The organism is Aeromicrobium tamlense (genome assembly GCF_013408555.1).
Taxonomy (GTDB): Bacteria; Actinomycetota; Actinomycetes; order Propionibacteriales; family Nocardioidaceae; genus Aeromicrobium; species Aeromicrobium tamlense.
In genome coordinates this window covers 91,372-106,322 of sequence record NZ_JACBZN010000001.1, presented here as the reverse complement: position 1 = coordinate 106,322, position 14,951 = coordinate 91,372, and the positions used below count along the sequence as shown (strand labels likewise).

Genomic DNA, 14,951 nt, shown 5'->3' with positions numbered 1-14,951 from the left:
CGGTGTGACGCTGGCCACAAACCTAGACGGCGGCGAGACCCGAGACAACCGATTGCAGGGCACGGCGTCCGGCGCGCTGGACCTGCACCTCGAGCACCTCGATCCCGACGGGCGCGCGCGACAGGTGGGCCGCCAGCTGGCTCGCCTCGACGAGCCGGTGCTTCACCCCGTGCGCGGCGCACAGCGCGTCGATCCTCGTGCGCGTGGGCGTGCCGAAGACGCGCTCGAACGCCTGGGAGTACTCGGGCGATCCCTGCTCGAGCGTGTGGAAGATGCCACCGCCGTCGTCGTTGAGCACGACGATCGTCAGGTCGGGGCGCGGTTCGATCGGGCCGATGAGCAGGCCGTTGGCGCCGTGCAGGAACGTGAGGTCGCCCATCAGCGCGATCGCGCGGCCGTAGCTGGTGAGCGCGGCGCCGACCGCGGTCGAGACGGTGCCGTCGATGCCGGCGAGGCCCCGGTTCGCCAGGACGCGCGGGCCCGGCGCGCGCACGGGCGCGACGAGGTCGACGTCGCGGACGGTGTTGGACGAGCCGAGCACGAGGAGCCCGCGGGTGGCGGCCTTCCAGACCGCCTCCGCGACGGTGAACTGCTCGGCCTGCAGCAGGGCGTTCTGGATGCGGTCGCCCGCCTGCAGCCAGCTGCGCAGCCAGGACTCGTCGGTCACGCCGCCACGCACGGAGATGCGGTCGGCGAACGTCACGTTGCCACCGGGGACGCCCGGGAACGTGGACGCGTCGCCGACGTGCACCGTGGGCAGGTTCGTCTTCGTCAGCAGGTTCGTCACGGGACGCGAGAGCGTGGGATGGCCGGCGCTGACGATGCGCTCGATCCGCTCGATCAGCCGCCCGCCCAGCACGACGCGGCCGCACGCCACCGAGGTGGGCGCGCCGCGCAGTCCCGACGAGGGCTCGGCGATGATCGGCCAGCCGGCCTGCTGCGCCGCGGCGGCGAGCGTGGGGTCGGCGCCGTCGCCCGCGACGACGAGGGTGCGGGGACCGGTCTCCAGCACCTCGGTGCGGCCCGCGACGGGCTGGCTCATCGACCACGAGTTCTGCGGGAACTTCCACGAGACGGACTCGACGAGCGGCTCGTCGAGCTCGACGTTGAGGTGCACCGGGCCGCCGCCGCGCACCGCACCGGCCAGGCCGGTGATGCGGTCGGTGAAGGTGATGCCGGGGAACATGCCCGGCTGCACGGTGGTCTGGTTCGCGCCCGTGCCGCGCAGGGCGCCCGGGCGGTCGGCGGTGACGGCCAGGACGGGCACGTTCGCGTGCAGCGCCTCGAGCAGGGCGGGGTGCAGGTTGGCCACGGCGGTGCCGGACGTGGTGATGACGGGGGTGAGGCGGCCGGACGCCTTGGCCAGGCCGAGCGCCAGGAAGCCGGCCTCGCGCTCGTCGACGCGGACGTGCAGCCGGATGAGGCCCTGGTCGTCGGCGGCGTGCAGCGCCAGCGCGATCGGACCCGAGCGCGAGCCGGGAGACAGGACGGCGTCGGAGACCTCCTGCGCGAGGAGGGTCGCGACGAGCCGGCGTGCGGTCTCGACGGCTCTCTCGTCGGTCACAACGACTCCCGTACGTGGTCGAGGCGGGCCTGCCAGCGCTCGTCGACCTCGGCCGGGGCGGCGACCTTGGCGTAGGCCTCCTCGTCGAGCACGGGGCGCGTGGGCCACAGGCTGCCGTCCACCGGCTCGAGCGGCTCGGCGACGACGTCGCTGGTCAGGAGGTGGGCCGTGCCGATGCCGCACGCGTACGGAAGATCCGGCAGGGCCGCGGCGAGCGCGACGCTGGCGGCCAGCCCGATCGAGGTCTCGACCGCGCTGGAGACGCTGATCGGCATGTCGATCTGCTCGGCGATGCGCAGGCACGCGCGGACGCCGCCGAGCGGCTGCACCTTGAGCACCGCGATGTCGGCGGCGTCGAGGTCGCGCACGCGGAACGGGTCGGCGGCGCGGCGGATCGACTCGTCGGCCGCGATCGGGACATCGACCTTGCGGCGCACCTGCGCGAGCTCCTCGACGGTGGCGCACGGCTGCTCGACGTACTCGAGGCCGCGGGCCACGTGGTCGAGCTTCTTGATGGCCTTGACCGCGTCCTTGACGCTCCACGCGCCGTTGGCGTCGATGCGGATCAGCACGCCGGGCAGGGCGTCGCGGATGGCGGCGATGCGCTCGATGTCGTTCTCGATCGTCTCGCCGGCCTCGGCGACCTTGATCTTGATGGTCTTGCAGCCGCTCTCGACGGCGGTGCGGGCGGCGGTAGCGCCGTCGCCGACTGCGGGGACGATGCCGTTGATCGGGACGCACTCGCGCACCGGCTCGGGCCACGGCTTGCACGCGGCCTCGACGGCGGCCTGCAGCCAGGGCAGCGAGGTGATGTGGTCGTACTCGGGGAACGGGCTGAACTCGGCCCACCCGGCCGGGCCCTCGGCGAGCATCCCCTGACGATTCTCGAGTCCACGGAACCGCGTGCGCATGGGGATCGAATAGGTACGGAACTCCACCCACGAGAGTATCCACGGTGAGGCGCTCAGGTTCCACTGCGCCTCGAACTTCGCGACGGGCGGAGTCGCGCGGACCTGCCTACGGTGGAGTCATGTCCGACATCGCCATCGTGGGAGGCCACGGCCAGGTGGCCCGCCTCCTCGTCCCTCTGCTCACCGACCGCGGCGACCTCCCGGTCGCCCTCGTCCGCAACCCCGACCACGCCGCCGACCTGCCCGGCGCGGCGATCCGGCTGCTCGACATCGAGAACGCCTCGGCCGAGGACTTCGCGACGGTCTTCACCGACTGCCACGCCGTGGTGTTCGCGGCCGGCGGCGGGCCCGACGGCAAGATCGAGCGGAAGAGGAGCGTCGACCTCGAGGGCTCGCTGAAGTCGATCGAGGCGGCGAAGTCGCTCGGCGTCAAGCGCTTCGTGCAGTTGTCGGCGATGGGCGTCGACACCGCCCCCGGAGACGACGTCGAGCCGGTGTGGAAGGCCTACGTGGAGGCCAAGCGCGACGCCGACACCGCCCTGCGCGAGAGCGGCCTCGACTGGACGATCGTGCGCCCCGGCGCCCTCACCGACGACGCCGGCACGGGCCGGGTCGAGGTGGGCGAGACCGTCGACCGCGGCGAGATCCCCCGCGCCGACGTGGCCGCCGTCCTCGCGGCCGTCCTCGCCGACGACAGCACCATCGGGAAGCAGTTCGAGGTCGTGGGCGGCGACACCCCCGTCGCCGACGCTCTCGCCTCGCTCTGATGTCCGTCTGACGGTTTCCCCGGTGACGTGGGCTTCCCGGCCGGTGCCTCGCTCGGCCCCGACACCTCGACTGAACGAGGTTTCCTGTCACTTCGCGTGGTTCGCAAACCTCGTGAAGTGACAGTTTCCCCGGTTAACCGGGGAAACCGTCACCCGCCAGCGCGACGCGGTCGGGCTTGCCGTTCGGCAGGAGCGGGAGGGCGTCGAGGCGGTGGACGGCGCGAGGGGTCCAGGTGCGCGGGTGGCCAGCGCGTTCGAGGGCCGCCGCGGCCTGGGCGCGGTCGAGATCGCCCACGACGAACGCCACCACCGCCTGTCCCCACTCGGGGTCGGGCCGCGCGACGACCACGACGTCCAACACGCCCGGCTCGTCGCGCAGCGTGGACTCGACCGCGGCCAAAGGCACGTTCACCCCGCCGCTCACCGCCACCTGGTCGGCGCGACCCAGCACGTGCAGGCGACCGTCGTCGTCGATCCGGCCGAGGTCGTTCGTCACGAGCCACTCGCCGACGCCGTCGGCCAGCACGGCACCCGCGATCGCCACCCGGCCGTCGTCCTCGATCCGCAGCCGTACCCCGTCGAGTGGGATCCCGTCGTACACGCAGCCGCCGCACGTCTCGGTCATGCCGTAGGTCCGCACGATCCGCACGCCCGCCTCGGCCGCACGCTCCAGCACGGCACGCGGCGCGGCGGCACCGCCGAGCAGCACCGCGTCGAACGAGGCGAGGTCGCCGGCCCGCCCGGACTCCACCAGCCGGAACAGCTGGGTGGGCACGAGCGAGGCGTAGCGTCGCGACCCCGTCATCGCCGCGGCGGCCGAGGCGATGCCGGCGTGCTCGTCCAGGAAGACCGGCTCGGTGCCCGCGACGATCGAGCGCACGAGCACCTGCAGCCCGCCCACCCCGGTCGGCGGCAGCGCCGAGAGCCACTGCGCCGGTCCGCCGAGCCGCGACAGTGCGGCGTGCGCCGACGCGAGGACCGCCGCGTGGGACAGCCGGAGAGGCTTCGGCTCGCCGGTGCTGCCCGACGTGTGCATGAGCAGCGGCTCGCCGCCACCCGTCACCCAGGGCCGCAGCAGCTCCAGCACCTCGCGTGCGGAACCGGCGACGGGAGACAGGGAGGCAGCCACCCGACCACTGTAGGACCGGGCCGACAGGCGCCTCCTACACTCACGGGGTGACCTCCCCGACCGGCCTGAAACTGTGGATCGAGGGCGCGCGGCTGCGCACGCTGCCCGCCGCCATCGCCCCCGTCGCCGTCGGCACCGGCGCCGCCGCCTACGACGACGGATTCGTCTGGTGGAAGGCGCTCGTGGCGCTCGGCGTCTCCCTCGCACTGCAGGTCGGGGTCAACTACGCCAACGACTACTCCGACGGCGTGAAGGGCACCGACGAGAACCGCGTCGGCCCGCTGCGCCTCGTCGGGTCAGGCCTCGTCGCGCCCGAGAAGGTCAAGCGCGCGGCGTTCGCGTTCCTCGGCCTCGGCGCCCTCCTCGGACTGGTCCTCGCCGCCACGTCGGGCTGGTGGCTGATCGCCGTCGGTGCCGTCGCGATCCTCGCGGCCTGGGGCTACACCGGTGGCTCGAAGCCGTACGGCTACCGGGCGCTCGGCGAGGTGAGCGTGTTCGTGTTCTTCGGCCTCGTGGCCGTCCTCGGCACCACCTACGTCCAGCTGGGCAGCATCAACGGCGTGAGCGTCGCGGGCGCGATCGGCGTCGGCTCGCTGGCCTGCGCGATCCTCGTGGCCAACAACCTGCGCGACATCCCCACCGACACCGAGACGGGCAAGCGCACCCTGGCCGTCGTGCTGGGCGACCGGCGCACGCGCTGGCTCTACGTCGGCCTGGTCCTCGTGGCGTTCGTCCTCGTCGTCGCCTGGTGCGCCACCCAGACCCCGTGGGCGCTGCTGGCCTGGCTGGGCATGCCCACCGCGGGCCGGGCCGCCTCGGCCGTCCGCTCGGGCGCGACGGGCCCGGCGCTGATCCCGGTGCTCAAGGAGACGGGCATCGCCGAGCTGGTCTACGCCGTGGGCCTGACCGTGGGCCTGTTCATCGGTCCGGTGTGAACGTGCCCGTCCGGGTGAGCTCGGACAGCTGCTGCAGGTAGGGCGTGGGGTCGAGGTCGTGCTCGGCCACCCATCGGTCGTCGAAGTAGGTGTGCGTGTAGCGGTCGCCGCCGTCGCACAGCAGCGTGACGATCGAGCCCTCGCATCCCTCCGCGACCATCCGCGAGGCCAGGCCGAGCGCCGCCCACATGTTGGTGCCGGTGGAGCCGCCGACGGGCCGGCCGATGAGGTCGGAGGTCCAGCGCATCGCGGCGATCGAGGCGGCGTCGGGCACCCGCACCATCTCGTCGACGACGCCGCCGACGAACGACGGCTCGACGCGCGGCCGGCCGATGCCCTCGATCCGCGGCGCCCGGTCGGTGGTGACGTCGGAGGAGTCGGTGTCCCAGCCGTCGTAGAACGCCGAGCCCTCGGGGTCGGCGACCAGCAGCCGGGTGTCGAAGCGGCGGTAGCGCACGAAGCGGCCGATCGTGGCCGACGTGCCGCCGGTGCCCGCGCTGACGACGATCCACTCCGGGATCGGGTGCGGCTCGGCCGACAGCTGGGCGAAGATCGACTCCGCGATGTTGTTGTTGCCGCGCCAGTCGGTGGCGCGCTCGGCGTAGGTGAACTGGTCCATGTAGTGGCCGTCGCACTCGTCGGCCAGCCGCTGCGCCTCGGCGTACATCCGCCGGGCGTCGTCGACGAAGTGACAGCGACCGCCGTACCACTCGATCAAGGAGATCTTCTCGGCGCTGGTGCTGCGCGGCATGACCGCCACGAACGGGAGCCCCAGCAGCCGCGCGAAGTAGGCCTCCGAGACCGCGGTGGAGCCGCTGGACGCCTCGACGATCGTGGTCCCGCGGTGGATCCAGCCGTTGCACAGGGCGTAGAGGAACAGCGAGCGCGCGAGGCGGTGCTTCAGGCTGCCGGTCGGGTGGACCGACTCGTCCTTGAGATAGATCTGCACGCCCGGGAACGGCAGGTCCAGGGCGTGCAGGTGGGTGTCGGCGCTGCGGTTGGCGTCGGCCTCGACGCGGCGGACCGCGTCGGCCAGCCAGGCGCGGTCGTCAGTCGACGTCTTCGGCACGCCGCGACTCCTCGATGCGGTCGTTGAGGGCCTGGGCGCGCTCCTGCAGCTTCACCGCCACCTGGTCGCGCAGGCCGCGCAGGGTGAACATCGCGATGACCGAGGACACGACGAGCGCGAGCAGCAGGACCCAGAGGTCGAGCACCGCGGTCGGGTCGAAGACGAGGCGGGAGATCCCGAACAGCACCGCCCACGTGACGAGGAAGACCCCGAGTCGAGCGAGCGTGTACGTCCAGAAGGCCTTCATGCCCCGGATTCTAGTCGCCGGGACCGAGCCCCCGGACGCGCGGGAGGCCGCCGCATCCGGGCGCGCGGCTGGAACCGGGTCGGTACGCTCTGGCCATGGGCAAGGTGTTCCTCGTGCTGGCGGCCGTGGTCCTCACGGTCTACAGCCTCTACGACCTCGTGGCGACGCCGCGGGACCGCGTGCAGCACCTGCCGAAGTGGGGCTGGGCCCTGCTGATCGTCCTCGCGCCGTACGCCGGCGCCGCCCTGTGGCTGATCTTCGGCGTGGCCAAGGGCCGCTCCCCCGGCAGTGGCCCGCGCAAGCGTCCGCCGCGGCCCCTCGGCCCCGACGACGACCCCGACTTCCTGCGCGGCCTCTGAGCCGCTGCCCCTCGGTGGGCGGTGAGTCCTCAACCGAACCCGCGGGTGCCCGGTGAGTCCTCAACCGATGGGGACTCCCATGCGGTTGCTGACGCACCGCCCCACCCCGGGAAGGGTTGACAGCTCACCGCCTCCTGAGGGGTCAGGCGTCCCAGCGGAAGACGCGCGCGGAGATGAGCGCGCACACGGCGGTGAAGCCGAGCAGGATCGCCATCGGCGCGATGATCGCCTCGACGCCCTGACCGCGCACCATCACGTCGAGCATGGCGTCGTTGAGGTGCCGCAGCGGCAGCAGCCGACTGATGGCCTGCAGCCAGTCCGGCGCCCCCTCCAGCGAGAAGAACGAGCCCGACAGGAACGCCATCGGCAGCACGATGAAGTTCGCCAGGCCGACCGCCCCCTCCTCGGTCTTGCTGATCGAGCCGGCCAGCATGCCGATCGAGAGGAAGGCGAGTGTGCCCGCCAGGACGAGCGGGATCACGAGCGGCCACGAGCCGGTGAGCACGAGACCGAACGCCCCGACGGCGAGGCCGAGGAAGATCGCGGTCTGGCCGAGCGCGACCGAGACGCTGACGCCCACGCGCGCGAGCACCACCGACGAGGTCGGGATCGGCGCGAGCCGCAGCCGCCGCAGCAGCCCGGACTGGCGCCAGGCGACGAGGTTCACCGCGGCGCCGAACGTGGCGCTCATGGCGATGGCCCAGCCCAGCAGGCCGGGGGTGACGTACTGGATCGTCTCGAGGGACTCGTCCTCCACCTGACGTGGCTCGAGCGTGAACGCCGGCGTGCCGCCCGCGGCCGCGAGGTTGGCCGAGTCGACGACGCCTTGGAACGTGCCGCGCACGCGAGCCGCGGCGACCTGGTCGGCCTGCGAGAAGTGCACGACCATCCGGTCGCCCTCCTCGGTGACCACGGCGGCGATGTCGCCGTCGCGGACCTCCTGGAGGGCTTGGGCCTCGTCGGAGGACTTCGTGATCTCCACGCTCTCGTCGAGCGCCTTGCGTGCGTCGGCGGGCATGTCGTCGAGCGCGGCGACCGTGCCCACCTGGACGACCTCGAGCCGCGGGGCGCCCTGGTCGGTGAGGATGCCGCCGAAGAGCACGAGGAACATGAGCGGGAACAGCACCGCCCAGAACAGGGTCATGCGGTCGCGGACGAAGCCCTTGAACATCGCGCGCGAGAGCGAGAGCAGTGCGGTCACGAGCGGTACTTCCGTCCGGTCAGGCTCAGGAACACGTCCTCGAGCGTGGCGCCCGAGGCGGTGAGTCCGTTGAGGGCGTCGAGGCGGGCCAGCTCGGCGAGCACCTCGGCGGGGCGGCGGGTGGACAGGATCGTGCGGTCGGGGTGCACCTGCACCTCCTCGACGCCGGGGATGGCGCGGGCACCGGCCTCGTCGATCGCATCGGGCGCGAGGCTGATCCGGGTGGGCGCGTCGAGGCCGCGCACGAGCGCCGCGGGCGAGTCGAGCTCCAGCAGCCGGCCGCGGTCGACGATCGCGACCCGGTCGCACAGCACCTCGGCCTCCTCCATGTAGTGCGTCGTCAGCACGACGGTGCGTCCGGAGTCGTTGAGGCCGCGCAGGAAGTCCCACAGGTTGCGTCGCGCCTGCGGGTCGAGCGCGGCGGTGGGCTCGTCGAGGAAGACCACCTCGGGATCGTGCACGAGCGCGCACGCGATCGAGAGTCGCTGCGCCTGGCCGCCCGAGAGGTCCTCGACGCGCGAGTCGGCCTTCTCCTCGAGCCCGACCTGCTCGAGCAGGGCGTCGGCGCGGGCCGCGGGCACGTCGTAGAGCGCGGCGAACGTGGCCAGCTGCTCACGGGCGGTGAGGCGCTCGAAGAACGCCGAGGACTGCAGTTGGACGCCGAGGCGGCGCTGCAGCACGGGGTCGCGCTTCCACGGGTCGTGGCCGTCGATCGAGACCGAGCCCGCGTCGGGGTGACGCAGCCCCTCGATCATCTCCAGCGCGGTGGTCTTGCCCGCGCCGTTGGGTCCGAGGAGACCGAAGAACTCCCCCGGCTCGACGGTGAAGGTCAGGTCGTCGACGGCGGTCAGGTCGCCGTAGACCTTGGTGAGGCCGGCGACCTCGATGCGTGCGCCCATGAGCGCGAGGCTAACGGACGGCTCAGGCGTAGCTGTGCTGGCCCGAGACGAACAGGTTCACCACGTAGTAGCTGATGATGAACGTGACGAAGCCGATCAGCGCGAGGTAGGCGGCGCGCTTGCCCTTCCAGCCGGCCGTGACGCGCGCGTGCAGGTAGCCCGCGTAGACGATCCAGGTGATGAGCGCCCAGACCTCCTTGGGGTCCCAGCCCCAGTAGCGGCCCCAGGCCAGGTGGGCCCAGATCGGGCCGGAGATCAGCGCGCCGAAGGTCCACATCGGGAAGCCGATGGCGTTCATCCGGAAGGCGACCTGGTCGATCCGCGCGGACGTCGGGAAGCGGGCCAGGACGGGTCCGACCTTGCCGCGCTCCTCGGCGCGGACCTTCACGAGGTAGAGCACGCTGGCTGCGGCGCCGACCATGAACATCGCCGCGGCGACCATGATCGAGCTGACGTGGATGTACTTCCAGAACGTGTTGAGCGCGGGCACGAGCGGGCCGGCGGGCGTGTAGCTGGAGATCGACATGCCCAGGATGAACAGGCTGACCCCCAGGACGACGCCGCCCATCCACTGGATGCGCGAGCGCCACACCATGATCAGGTAGACAGTCAGCGCGATGGCCGTGCCGGTGACGCCGAACTCGTACATGTTGCCGAACGGGGCGCGCTGCGTCGCCAGGGCGCGGGTGACCGAGCCGCCGATCAGCAGCAGGGTGCCCAGCACGGTGAGCGAGACGGCGATGCCGACGAGGCGGTCGGGCGTCTCGGGCTCGTCGTCGGCGTCGGCCGTGGCGACGGCGCCCTCGGACGCGCCGGCGGCGACGGCGACCGGCGCCTGGCGGCGGGCCGAGACCCACTCGGCCACATGGCAGAAGAACGCGATGCACAGGACGGCGAATGCCGAACCGGTGAGGTAGTTGGACAGCTGGGCCCACTGGTCGAGAGTCATGCCGGTTCCTTCGCGTGCTCGTCGCCCAGCTCCGCGTGCAGCCGGGTCAACAGGTCGTCGAGTTCTGCGGGGAGGTCGTCGCGCGGAACGCGATCGAGCGCTGCCACCTCCACCACGGTACGTGATCCGTCCCGGCGGGCTCGGATCCAGGTGCGCCGCGGGCGGACGATCAGCGAGGCCGTCAGGCCCAGGATGCCAACGCCCACGCCGAACAGCGGCAGCCACGGGACGGGCGTGTGACCGATCTGGAAGCGCGCGAACTGCTTCAGCTCGACGAACTCGATCGTCCCGCCGCCGGGGAGGTCCTGGCTCTCGCCCGGGCCGAGGTCGACGCGGAAGTTCCCGTCGCCCTCCTTCACCTGCGTCATGTTCGTGGTGTCGAGCGAGTAGACCGACTGCGAGACGCCCTCGTCGAGGCCGAGGTCGCCGGTCCACAGGTTCATGCCGATGCGCGGGTTGAGCGCGCCGGGGAACACCGAGACCGAGGGCTTGTCGGGGTCGGACGAGAACGCGGTCGGCAGGAAGAAGCCCTGGAAGCCGAGCTGCTCGCCGTCGGCGTCGGGCACCTTGACGACGCCCGTGGACGTGTAGGTGGAGTCGGCCGGCAGGAACGGCACGGGACCGTCGAACGCGACCCGCCCGGTGGAGTCGGTGACGCGGATGACCGGCGCGTAGCCCTGGCCGACGAGGAAGACGTCCTCGCCGCCCACCGCGAGCGGGTGGTTGACCTCGATCGAGAACTCGCCGTCGTCGTCGCTGCCGGCCTCGTTGTAGGTGCCGGTCGCGCGGAAGAGCTTCGGCGCGCCGCGCTGGTTGCCCTCGACGTAGAAGCGGGTCAGGACGTCCTCGAGCTGGATCGACCACGGGTCGAGGTCGGTCTGGGCGTCGAACATCGCGCCGGAGGAGAACTCGTCGTACTGCGAGAGCGTGTTGCTGAAGCCGCCGCCCTCGACCACGATCACGTTGCCGCGGTAGCCCCACAGCGCGGCGGCGGCCACGCCGAGCAGTGCCACGACGATGCAGATGTGGAAGACCAGGTTGCCCAGCTCGCGCAGGTAGCCCTTCTCGGCGCGCAGCTCGCCGGCGTCGTCGCTCTCCTGCACCACGTCGATGCGGGCGCGCGGCAGCGCGCGGCGACCGGCCTCGAGCACCTCGGCGACCGACTTCTCGGTCTCGAAGCGGTCGTTCGCGGGCAGCCGCCCGAAGTTGCGCGGCGCCTTCGGCGGGCGTGCCCTCAGGCCTTGGGCGTAGACCTTGCAGCGCGGCAGGATGCAGCCGATCAGCGACACCATCAGCAGCAGGTAGATGGCGCTGAACCACACCGAGGAGAACACGCTGAACATGCCCAGCTTCTCCAGCACGGGCGCGAGCTTCGGGTGGTCGAGGTAGTACGCCTGGACCGCGCGGGCGTCGACGCCGCGCTGCGGGATGAACGAGCCCGGCACGGCCGCGATCGCCAGCAGCAGCAGGAGCAGCAGGGCCGTGCGCATCGACGTCAGCTGGCGCCAGGCCCAGCGACCGAACTCGAGCGGGCGCAGCTCGGACGCGACCTCGTTGCGCTTGTCGCGGGGACTCACAGGAGGACCTCGAATCCACTGATCCAGTGCTGCAGGGCGATGACCATGTCCTGCCACCAGCCGGTGATCAGCAGGACGCCGGTGGCGATGAGCAGGGCGGCGCCGATGGCCGAGACGAGGCGCTGGTGGCGGCGCACCCACCCGGTGACGCGCAGGAACCGGCTCAGGAACAGGGCCGCGACGACGAACGGCAGGCCGAGGCCCAGGCAGTAGACGAGCGCGAGGAACGCGCCTCGCCCGGCCGTGGCCTCGTTCGCCGAGAGGGCCAGCACGGCGGTGAGCGTGGGGCCGATGCAGGGGGTCCAGCCGACACCGAACACGACGCCCAGCAGCGGCGCGGCGACGAGGCCGACGCGGCGGACGCCGTGCTTGCGGACGTCGCGCTGGAGCAGCGGGACCCAGCCCAGGAACGCCAGGCCCATCACCACGAGCAGGATGCCGGCGACGATCGAGATCTCCCGCTGGTACGGCAGCAGCTGCTGGCCGGCGGCGCCGAACAGCGCTCCCCCGGCCACGAACACCGCGCTGAAGCCCAGCACGAAGAGCAGGGAGCCCGCCACGACCCGGCCGCGTCGCGCGGTCTCGAGCTCGGTGACGGCGACGCCGGAGACGTAGGACAGGTAGCCCGGCAGCAGCGGGACCACGCACGGGCTGAAGAAGGAGACGAGGCCGGCGAGCAGGGCGACGGGCACCGTGAGGACGAGGTTGCCCGAGGCAGCCGTGTCCAGGAACCACTCGGTGATGTCGCCAGAGATCACGACGTGCTCTTCTTGGTCTGCTCCACCAGACCACGCAGCGTCGCGTCGGTGAGCTCGCCCATCACGCGGGCGGCGACCTTGCCGTTCTTGTCGATGACCCACGTGGTGGGGATCGCGACCGACGGCAGCGAGTCGGCGAACGCGGCCTGGTTGCGACCCGCGGAGTCGTCGATGCTCGGGTAGTCGATGCCGAACTCGGCGTTGAACGCCTTGGCCGGCGCCGGGTTGTCCTTGGTCAGCAGGCCGAGGAACTGCACCTTCTCGTCGGCCAGCTCACTGGAGGCCTTCTGCAGCGCGGGCGCCTCGGCACGGCAGGGCGCGCACCACGAACCCCACAGGTTGACGACGAGGACCTGCCCGGCGAAGTCGGCCGAGCTGATCTCGTTGCCGTCGAGGTCGGTGCCCTTCAGCTCGGGCGCGGGCTGGCGCTTGCCCGGGTCGATGAAGGTGATCTCGCCGTTGCCCGAGATGAAGCCGTCGTCGCCGGTGTCCTTGACCCCGCCGACGCACGCCGAGAGGACGAGCGCCATGAGCGCGACCACGAGGAGTCGCGCGGACTGCCTGTTCGTCATGCCCCGCCGACGAACTTCCCGCGCAGGGCGTCGGGGATGAGGTGACCGGCGGGCTCGCTGTAGACGAGGCCCTTGAAGGTGTCGTCCTCGAAGGTCAGCGTGGTGAGGCTGGCGAGCGTGCACTGGCGGTTGCGCGGGTCGTGCGCGAAGCGGCCCTTCTCGTAGGACTTGCGCGCGATCCACACGGGCAGCTGGTGCGACACGATGAGCGCCTCGTGACCGCGGGCGGCCTCGCGGGCGTCGTCGATCGCCAGCAGCATGCGGCCGGCGATGTGCGCGTACGCCTCGCCCCAGGACGGACGGAACGGGTTCCACAGCCACGGCCAGAAGCGCGGGTTCAGGAACGCCTTCGGTCCGACGCCGACGGTGCGGCCCTCGAACTTGTTGCCCGCCTCGATGACGCGCTCGTCGGTGTGGATGTCGAGCTTGAGGATGTCCGCGACCGGCTTCGCGGTCTGCTGCGCGCGCTCCAGCGGCGAGGCGACCAGGTGCGTGATGTCGTGGGACTTCAGCGACTCGGCGACCGTGGCGGCCATCTCGTGGCCGAGGTCGGAGAGGTTGTAGCCGGCGAGACGGCCGTAGAGGACGCCCTCGGGGTTGTGGACCTCACCGTGGCGCATCAGGTGGACGATCGTGCGGGTGCTCATCTGGTTCCTTCGTGTCAGCGGGCCGCGGCGGCGGCCGCGCGGGCGGCGCCGGGGAGGGCTTCGGCCAGTCTAGAGAGGGGCTCGGAGTCGACGTCGGGGTCGTGTGCCGCGGAGAGGAACCAGGCCTCGTACGCGCTGGGCGGCAGGTAGACGCCGGCGTCGAGCATGGCGTGGAAGAACGCCGTGTAGGCGGCGGTGTCCTGGGACTGCGCGCCGGCGAAGTCGGCCACCGGCTCGGCGACGCCCCAGAAGACGCTGAACATCGTGCCGGCGGTCTGCAGGGTGTGCGGGACGCCCGCCTCGGCGAGGGCGTCGGAGACGAGCGACTGCACCTGCGTGGACGTCGCGTTCAGCCGGTCGTAGACCTCCGGGGTGGCCAAGCGCAGCGTGGTGAGGCCGGCGGTGGTGGCCACGGGGTTCCCCGACAGTGTGCCCGCCTGGTAGACCGGGCCGACCGGCGCGAGCAGGTCCATGACGTCGGCGCGCCCGCCGAACGCCGCGGCCGGGAAGCCACCGCCCATGACCTTGCCGAAGGTCATGAGGTCGGGCTTCCAGCCCTCGACCTTCCCGTCGATCTCCCAGTAGCCGCTGCGCGCGGCGCGGAAGCCGGTCATCACCTCGTCGGTGATGAACAGCGCGCCGTGCTCGGCGCACGTGCGGGCGAGGTGCTCGTTGAAGCCCGGGTGCGGCGGGACGACGCCCATGTTCCCGGCGGCGGCCTCGGTGATGACGCAGGCGATCTGGTCGCCGTACTCGGCGAAGGCCGCGTCGACGGCGGCCGGGTCGTTGTAGGGCAGCACGATCGTGTCGGCGGTGACGTGGGCCGGGACGCCGGGCGTGCCCGGGATGCCGAGGGTGACGACGCCCGAGCCGGCCTCGGCCAGCAGCGCGTCGACGTGACCGTGGTAGCAGCCGCTGAACTTCACGATGCGGTCGCGACCCGTGAAGCCGCGGGCCAGTCGGATGGCCGACATGGTGGCCTCGGTGCCCGAGGAGACCAGGCGCACGCGGTCGACCGGCGTGCGGCCGACGATCTCCTCGGCGAGCAGCACCTCGGGCTCCGCGGGCGTGCCGAAGCTGGTGCCGCGGGCGGCCGCGGCGGTGACGGCCTCGATGACCTCGGGGTGCGCGTGGCCCAGCAGCATCGGGCCCCACGAGCCGACGAGGTCGACGTAGCGGTTGCCGTCGGCATCGGTCAGCCACGCGCCCGTGCCCGAGGCCATGAAGCGCGGCGTGCCGCCCACGGCGCGGAAGGCGCGGACCGGCGAGTTCACGCCGCCGGGCGACACCTGCTGGGCCCGGGCGAACAGCTCCTCGGATGCGGTGGTGCTCATGCGTGCTCCTCTCGGGAGCGCTGCGGTGATGTC

The 14,951-nt window shown here is 72.1% G+C and carries 16 protein-coding genes; 3 read left to right on the top strand and 13 right to left on the bottom strand.

The genetic code is table 11. The annotated features are described in order from the left end of the window. Positions 1-22 precede the first annotated feature (22 nt). Positions 23-1,564: a 2-succinyl-5-enolpyruvyl-6-hydroxy-3-cyclohexene-1-carboxylic-acid synthase gene (gene menD / locus BJ975_RS00545; protein ID WP_179422622.1), complete on the bottom strand. Its 1,542-nt coding sequence runs from the start codon at positions 1,562-1,564 to the stop codon at positions 23-25. Next, complete coding sequence (locus tag BJ975_RS00540; RefSeq protein ID WP_179422620.1) at positions 1,561-2,502, bottom strand: o-succinylbenzoate synthase; 942 nt, start codon at positions 2,500-2,502, stop codon at positions 1,561-1,563. The genes menD and BJ975_RS00540 overlap by 4 nt, the downstream gene beginning before the upstream one ends. Before the next feature lie 92 nt (positions 2,503-2,594). Here BJ975_RS00540 and BJ975_RS00535 point away from each other — a divergent pair, with 92 nt between their 5' ends. Then, entirely contained in the window at positions 2,595-3,242 is a 648-nt protein-coding gene (locus tag BJ975_RS00535) for an SDR family oxidoreductase (protein WP_179422618.1), read from the top strand. 133 nt (positions 3,243-3,375) lie between these two features. Here BJ975_RS00535 and BJ975_RS00530 read toward each other — a convergent pair whose 3' ends face one another. Continuing rightward, the gene (locus BJ975_RS00530) at positions 3,376-4,371 is read right to left on the bottom strand and encodes an AMP-binding protein (protein WP_317628232.1); all 996 of its coding nucleotides are present in this window, start codon (positions 4,369-4,371) and stop codon (positions 3,376-3,378) included. Positions 4,372-4,418: 47 nt separating this feature from the next. On the opposite strand from BJ975_RS00530, the gene BJ975_RS00525 reads away from it, so the two are divergent. Continuing rightward, the gene (locus BJ975_RS00525) at positions 4,419-5,306 is read left to right on the top strand and encodes a 1,4-dihydroxy-2-naphthoate polyprenyltransferase (protein WP_269303820.1); all 888 of its coding nucleotides are present in this window, start codon (positions 4,419-4,421) and stop codon (positions 5,304-5,306) included. On the opposite strand, the gene cds1 is transcribed toward BJ975_RS00525, so the two are convergent. Then, a complete protein-coding gene (gene cds1, locus BJ975_RS00520) occupies positions 5,290-6,375 on the bottom strand; it encodes an L-cysteine desulfhydrase Cds1 (RefSeq protein ID WP_179422616.1) in 1,086 nt (361 codons plus the stop codon). The two genes, BJ975_RS00525 and cds1, sit on opposite strands and share 17 nt — an antisense overlap. Continuing rightward, positions 6,356-6,622: a DUF4229 domain-containing protein gene (locus tag BJ975_RS00515; protein ID WP_179422614.1), complete on the bottom strand. Its 267-nt coding sequence runs from the start codon at positions 6,620-6,622 to the stop codon at positions 6,356-6,358. Before BJ975_RS00515 ends, cds1 begins: the two co-directional genes overlap by 20 nt. Positions 6,623-6,717: 95 nt before the next feature. Here BJ975_RS00515 and BJ975_RS00510 point away from each other — a divergent pair, with 95 nt between their 5' ends. After that, the gene (locus BJ975_RS00510) at positions 6,718-6,981 is read left to right on the top strand and encodes a PLD nuclease N-terminal domain-containing protein (protein WP_179422612.1); all 264 of its coding nucleotides are present in this window, start codon (positions 6,718-6,720) and stop codon (positions 6,979-6,981) included. Between the two features lie 142 nt (positions 6,982-7,123). Here BJ975_RS00510 and BJ975_RS00505 read toward each other — a convergent pair whose 3' ends face one another. From BJ975_RS00505 to hemL, 8 genes are read right to left on the bottom strand one after another with little or no spacing between them, the layout of a single operon-like run. Then, on the bottom strand, positions 7,124-8,182 hold the full coding sequence (locus BJ975_RS00505) for an ABC transporter permease (RefSeq protein ID WP_218845694.1): 1,059 nt from the start codon (positions 8,180-8,182) through the stop codon (positions 7,124-7,126). Continuing rightward, positions 8,179-9,081 (bottom strand): ABC transporter ATP-binding protein, encoded by a 903-nt coding sequence (locus tag BJ975_RS00500; protein WP_179422610.1) that lies wholly within the window; start codon positions 9,079-9,081, stop codon positions 8,179-8,181. Before BJ975_RS00500 ends, BJ975_RS00505 begins: the two co-directional genes overlap by 4 nt. 22 nt (positions 9,082-9,103) lie before the next feature. Then, positions 9,104-10,030: a c-type cytochrome biogenesis protein CcsB gene (gene ccsB / locus BJ975_RS00495; RefSeq protein WP_179422608.1), complete on the bottom strand. Its 927-nt coding sequence runs from the start codon at positions 10,028-10,030 to the stop codon at positions 9,104-9,106. Further along, positions 10,027-11,607: a cytochrome c biogenesis protein ResB gene (resB, locus tag BJ975_RS00490; RefSeq protein WP_179422606.1), complete on the bottom strand. Its 1,581-nt coding sequence runs from the start codon at positions 11,605-11,607 to the stop codon at positions 10,027-10,029. Before resB ends, ccsB begins: the two co-directional genes overlap by 4 nt. Beyond that, the gene (locus BJ975_RS00485; protein WP_317628233.1) at positions 11,604-12,365 is read right to left on the bottom strand and encodes a cytochrome c biogenesis CcdA family protein; all 762 of its coding nucleotides are present in this window, start codon (positions 12,363-12,365) and stop codon (positions 11,604-11,606) included. The genes resB and BJ975_RS00485 overlap by 4 nt, the downstream gene beginning before the upstream one ends. Next, positions 12,362-12,937, bottom strand: a complete 576-nt coding sequence (locus BJ975_RS00480) for a TlpA family protein disulfide reductase (RefSeq protein WP_179422604.1) — start codon at positions 12,935-12,937, stop codon at positions 12,362-12,364. Before BJ975_RS00480 ends, BJ975_RS00485 begins: the two co-directional genes overlap by 4 nt. Continuing rightward, on the bottom strand, positions 12,934-13,584 hold the full coding sequence (locus BJ975_RS00475) for a histidine phosphatase family protein (RefSeq protein WP_179422602.1): 651 nt from the start codon (positions 13,582-13,584) through the stop codon (positions 12,934-12,936). Before BJ975_RS00475 ends, BJ975_RS00480 begins: the two co-directional genes overlap by 4 nt. Positions 13,585-13,598: 14 nt before the next feature. Beyond that, on the bottom strand, positions 13,599-14,918 hold the full coding sequence (gene hemL / locus BJ975_RS00470) for a glutamate-1-semialdehyde 2,1-aminomutase (RefSeq protein ID WP_179422600.1): 1,320 nt from the start codon (positions 14,916-14,918) through the stop codon (positions 13,599-13,601). Positions 14,919-14,951 lie beyond the last annotated feature (33 nt).

Excerpts from the sequence above, each read along its gene's own strand:
- BJ975_RS00535 (WP_179422618.1), top strand. The coding sequence starts at position 2,595 with ATGTCCGACATCGCCATCGTGGGAGGCCACGGCCAGGTGGCCCGCCTC.
- BJ975_RS00515 (WP_179422614.1), bottom strand. The coding sequence starts at position 6,622 with ATGAAGGCCTTCTGGACGTACACGCTCGCTCGACTCGGGGTCTTCCTC.
- BJ975_RS00510 (WP_179422612.1), top strand. The coding sequence starts at position 6,718 with ATGGGCAAGGTGTTCCTCGTGCTGGCGGCCGTGGTCCTCACGGTCTAC.
- BJ975_RS00500 (WP_179422610.1), bottom strand. The coding sequence starts at position 9,081 with ATGGGCGCACGCATCGAGGTCGCCGGCCTCACCAAGGTCTACGGCGAC.
- ccsB (WP_179422608.1), bottom strand. The coding sequence starts at position 10,030 with ATGACTCTCGACCAGTGGGCCCAGCTGTCCAACTACCTCACCGGTTCG.
- BJ975_RS00480 (WP_179422604.1), bottom strand. The coding sequence starts at position 12,937 with ATGACGAACAGGCAGTCCGCGCGACTCCTCGTGGTCGCGCTCATGGCG.
- BJ975_RS00475 (WP_179422602.1), bottom strand. The coding sequence starts at position 13,584 with ATGAGCACCCGCACGATCGTCCACCTGATGCGCCACGGTGAGGTCCAC.
- hemL (WP_179422600.1), bottom strand. The coding sequence starts at position 14,918 with ATGAGCACCACCGCATCCGAGGAGCTGTTCGCCCGGGCCCAGCAGGTG.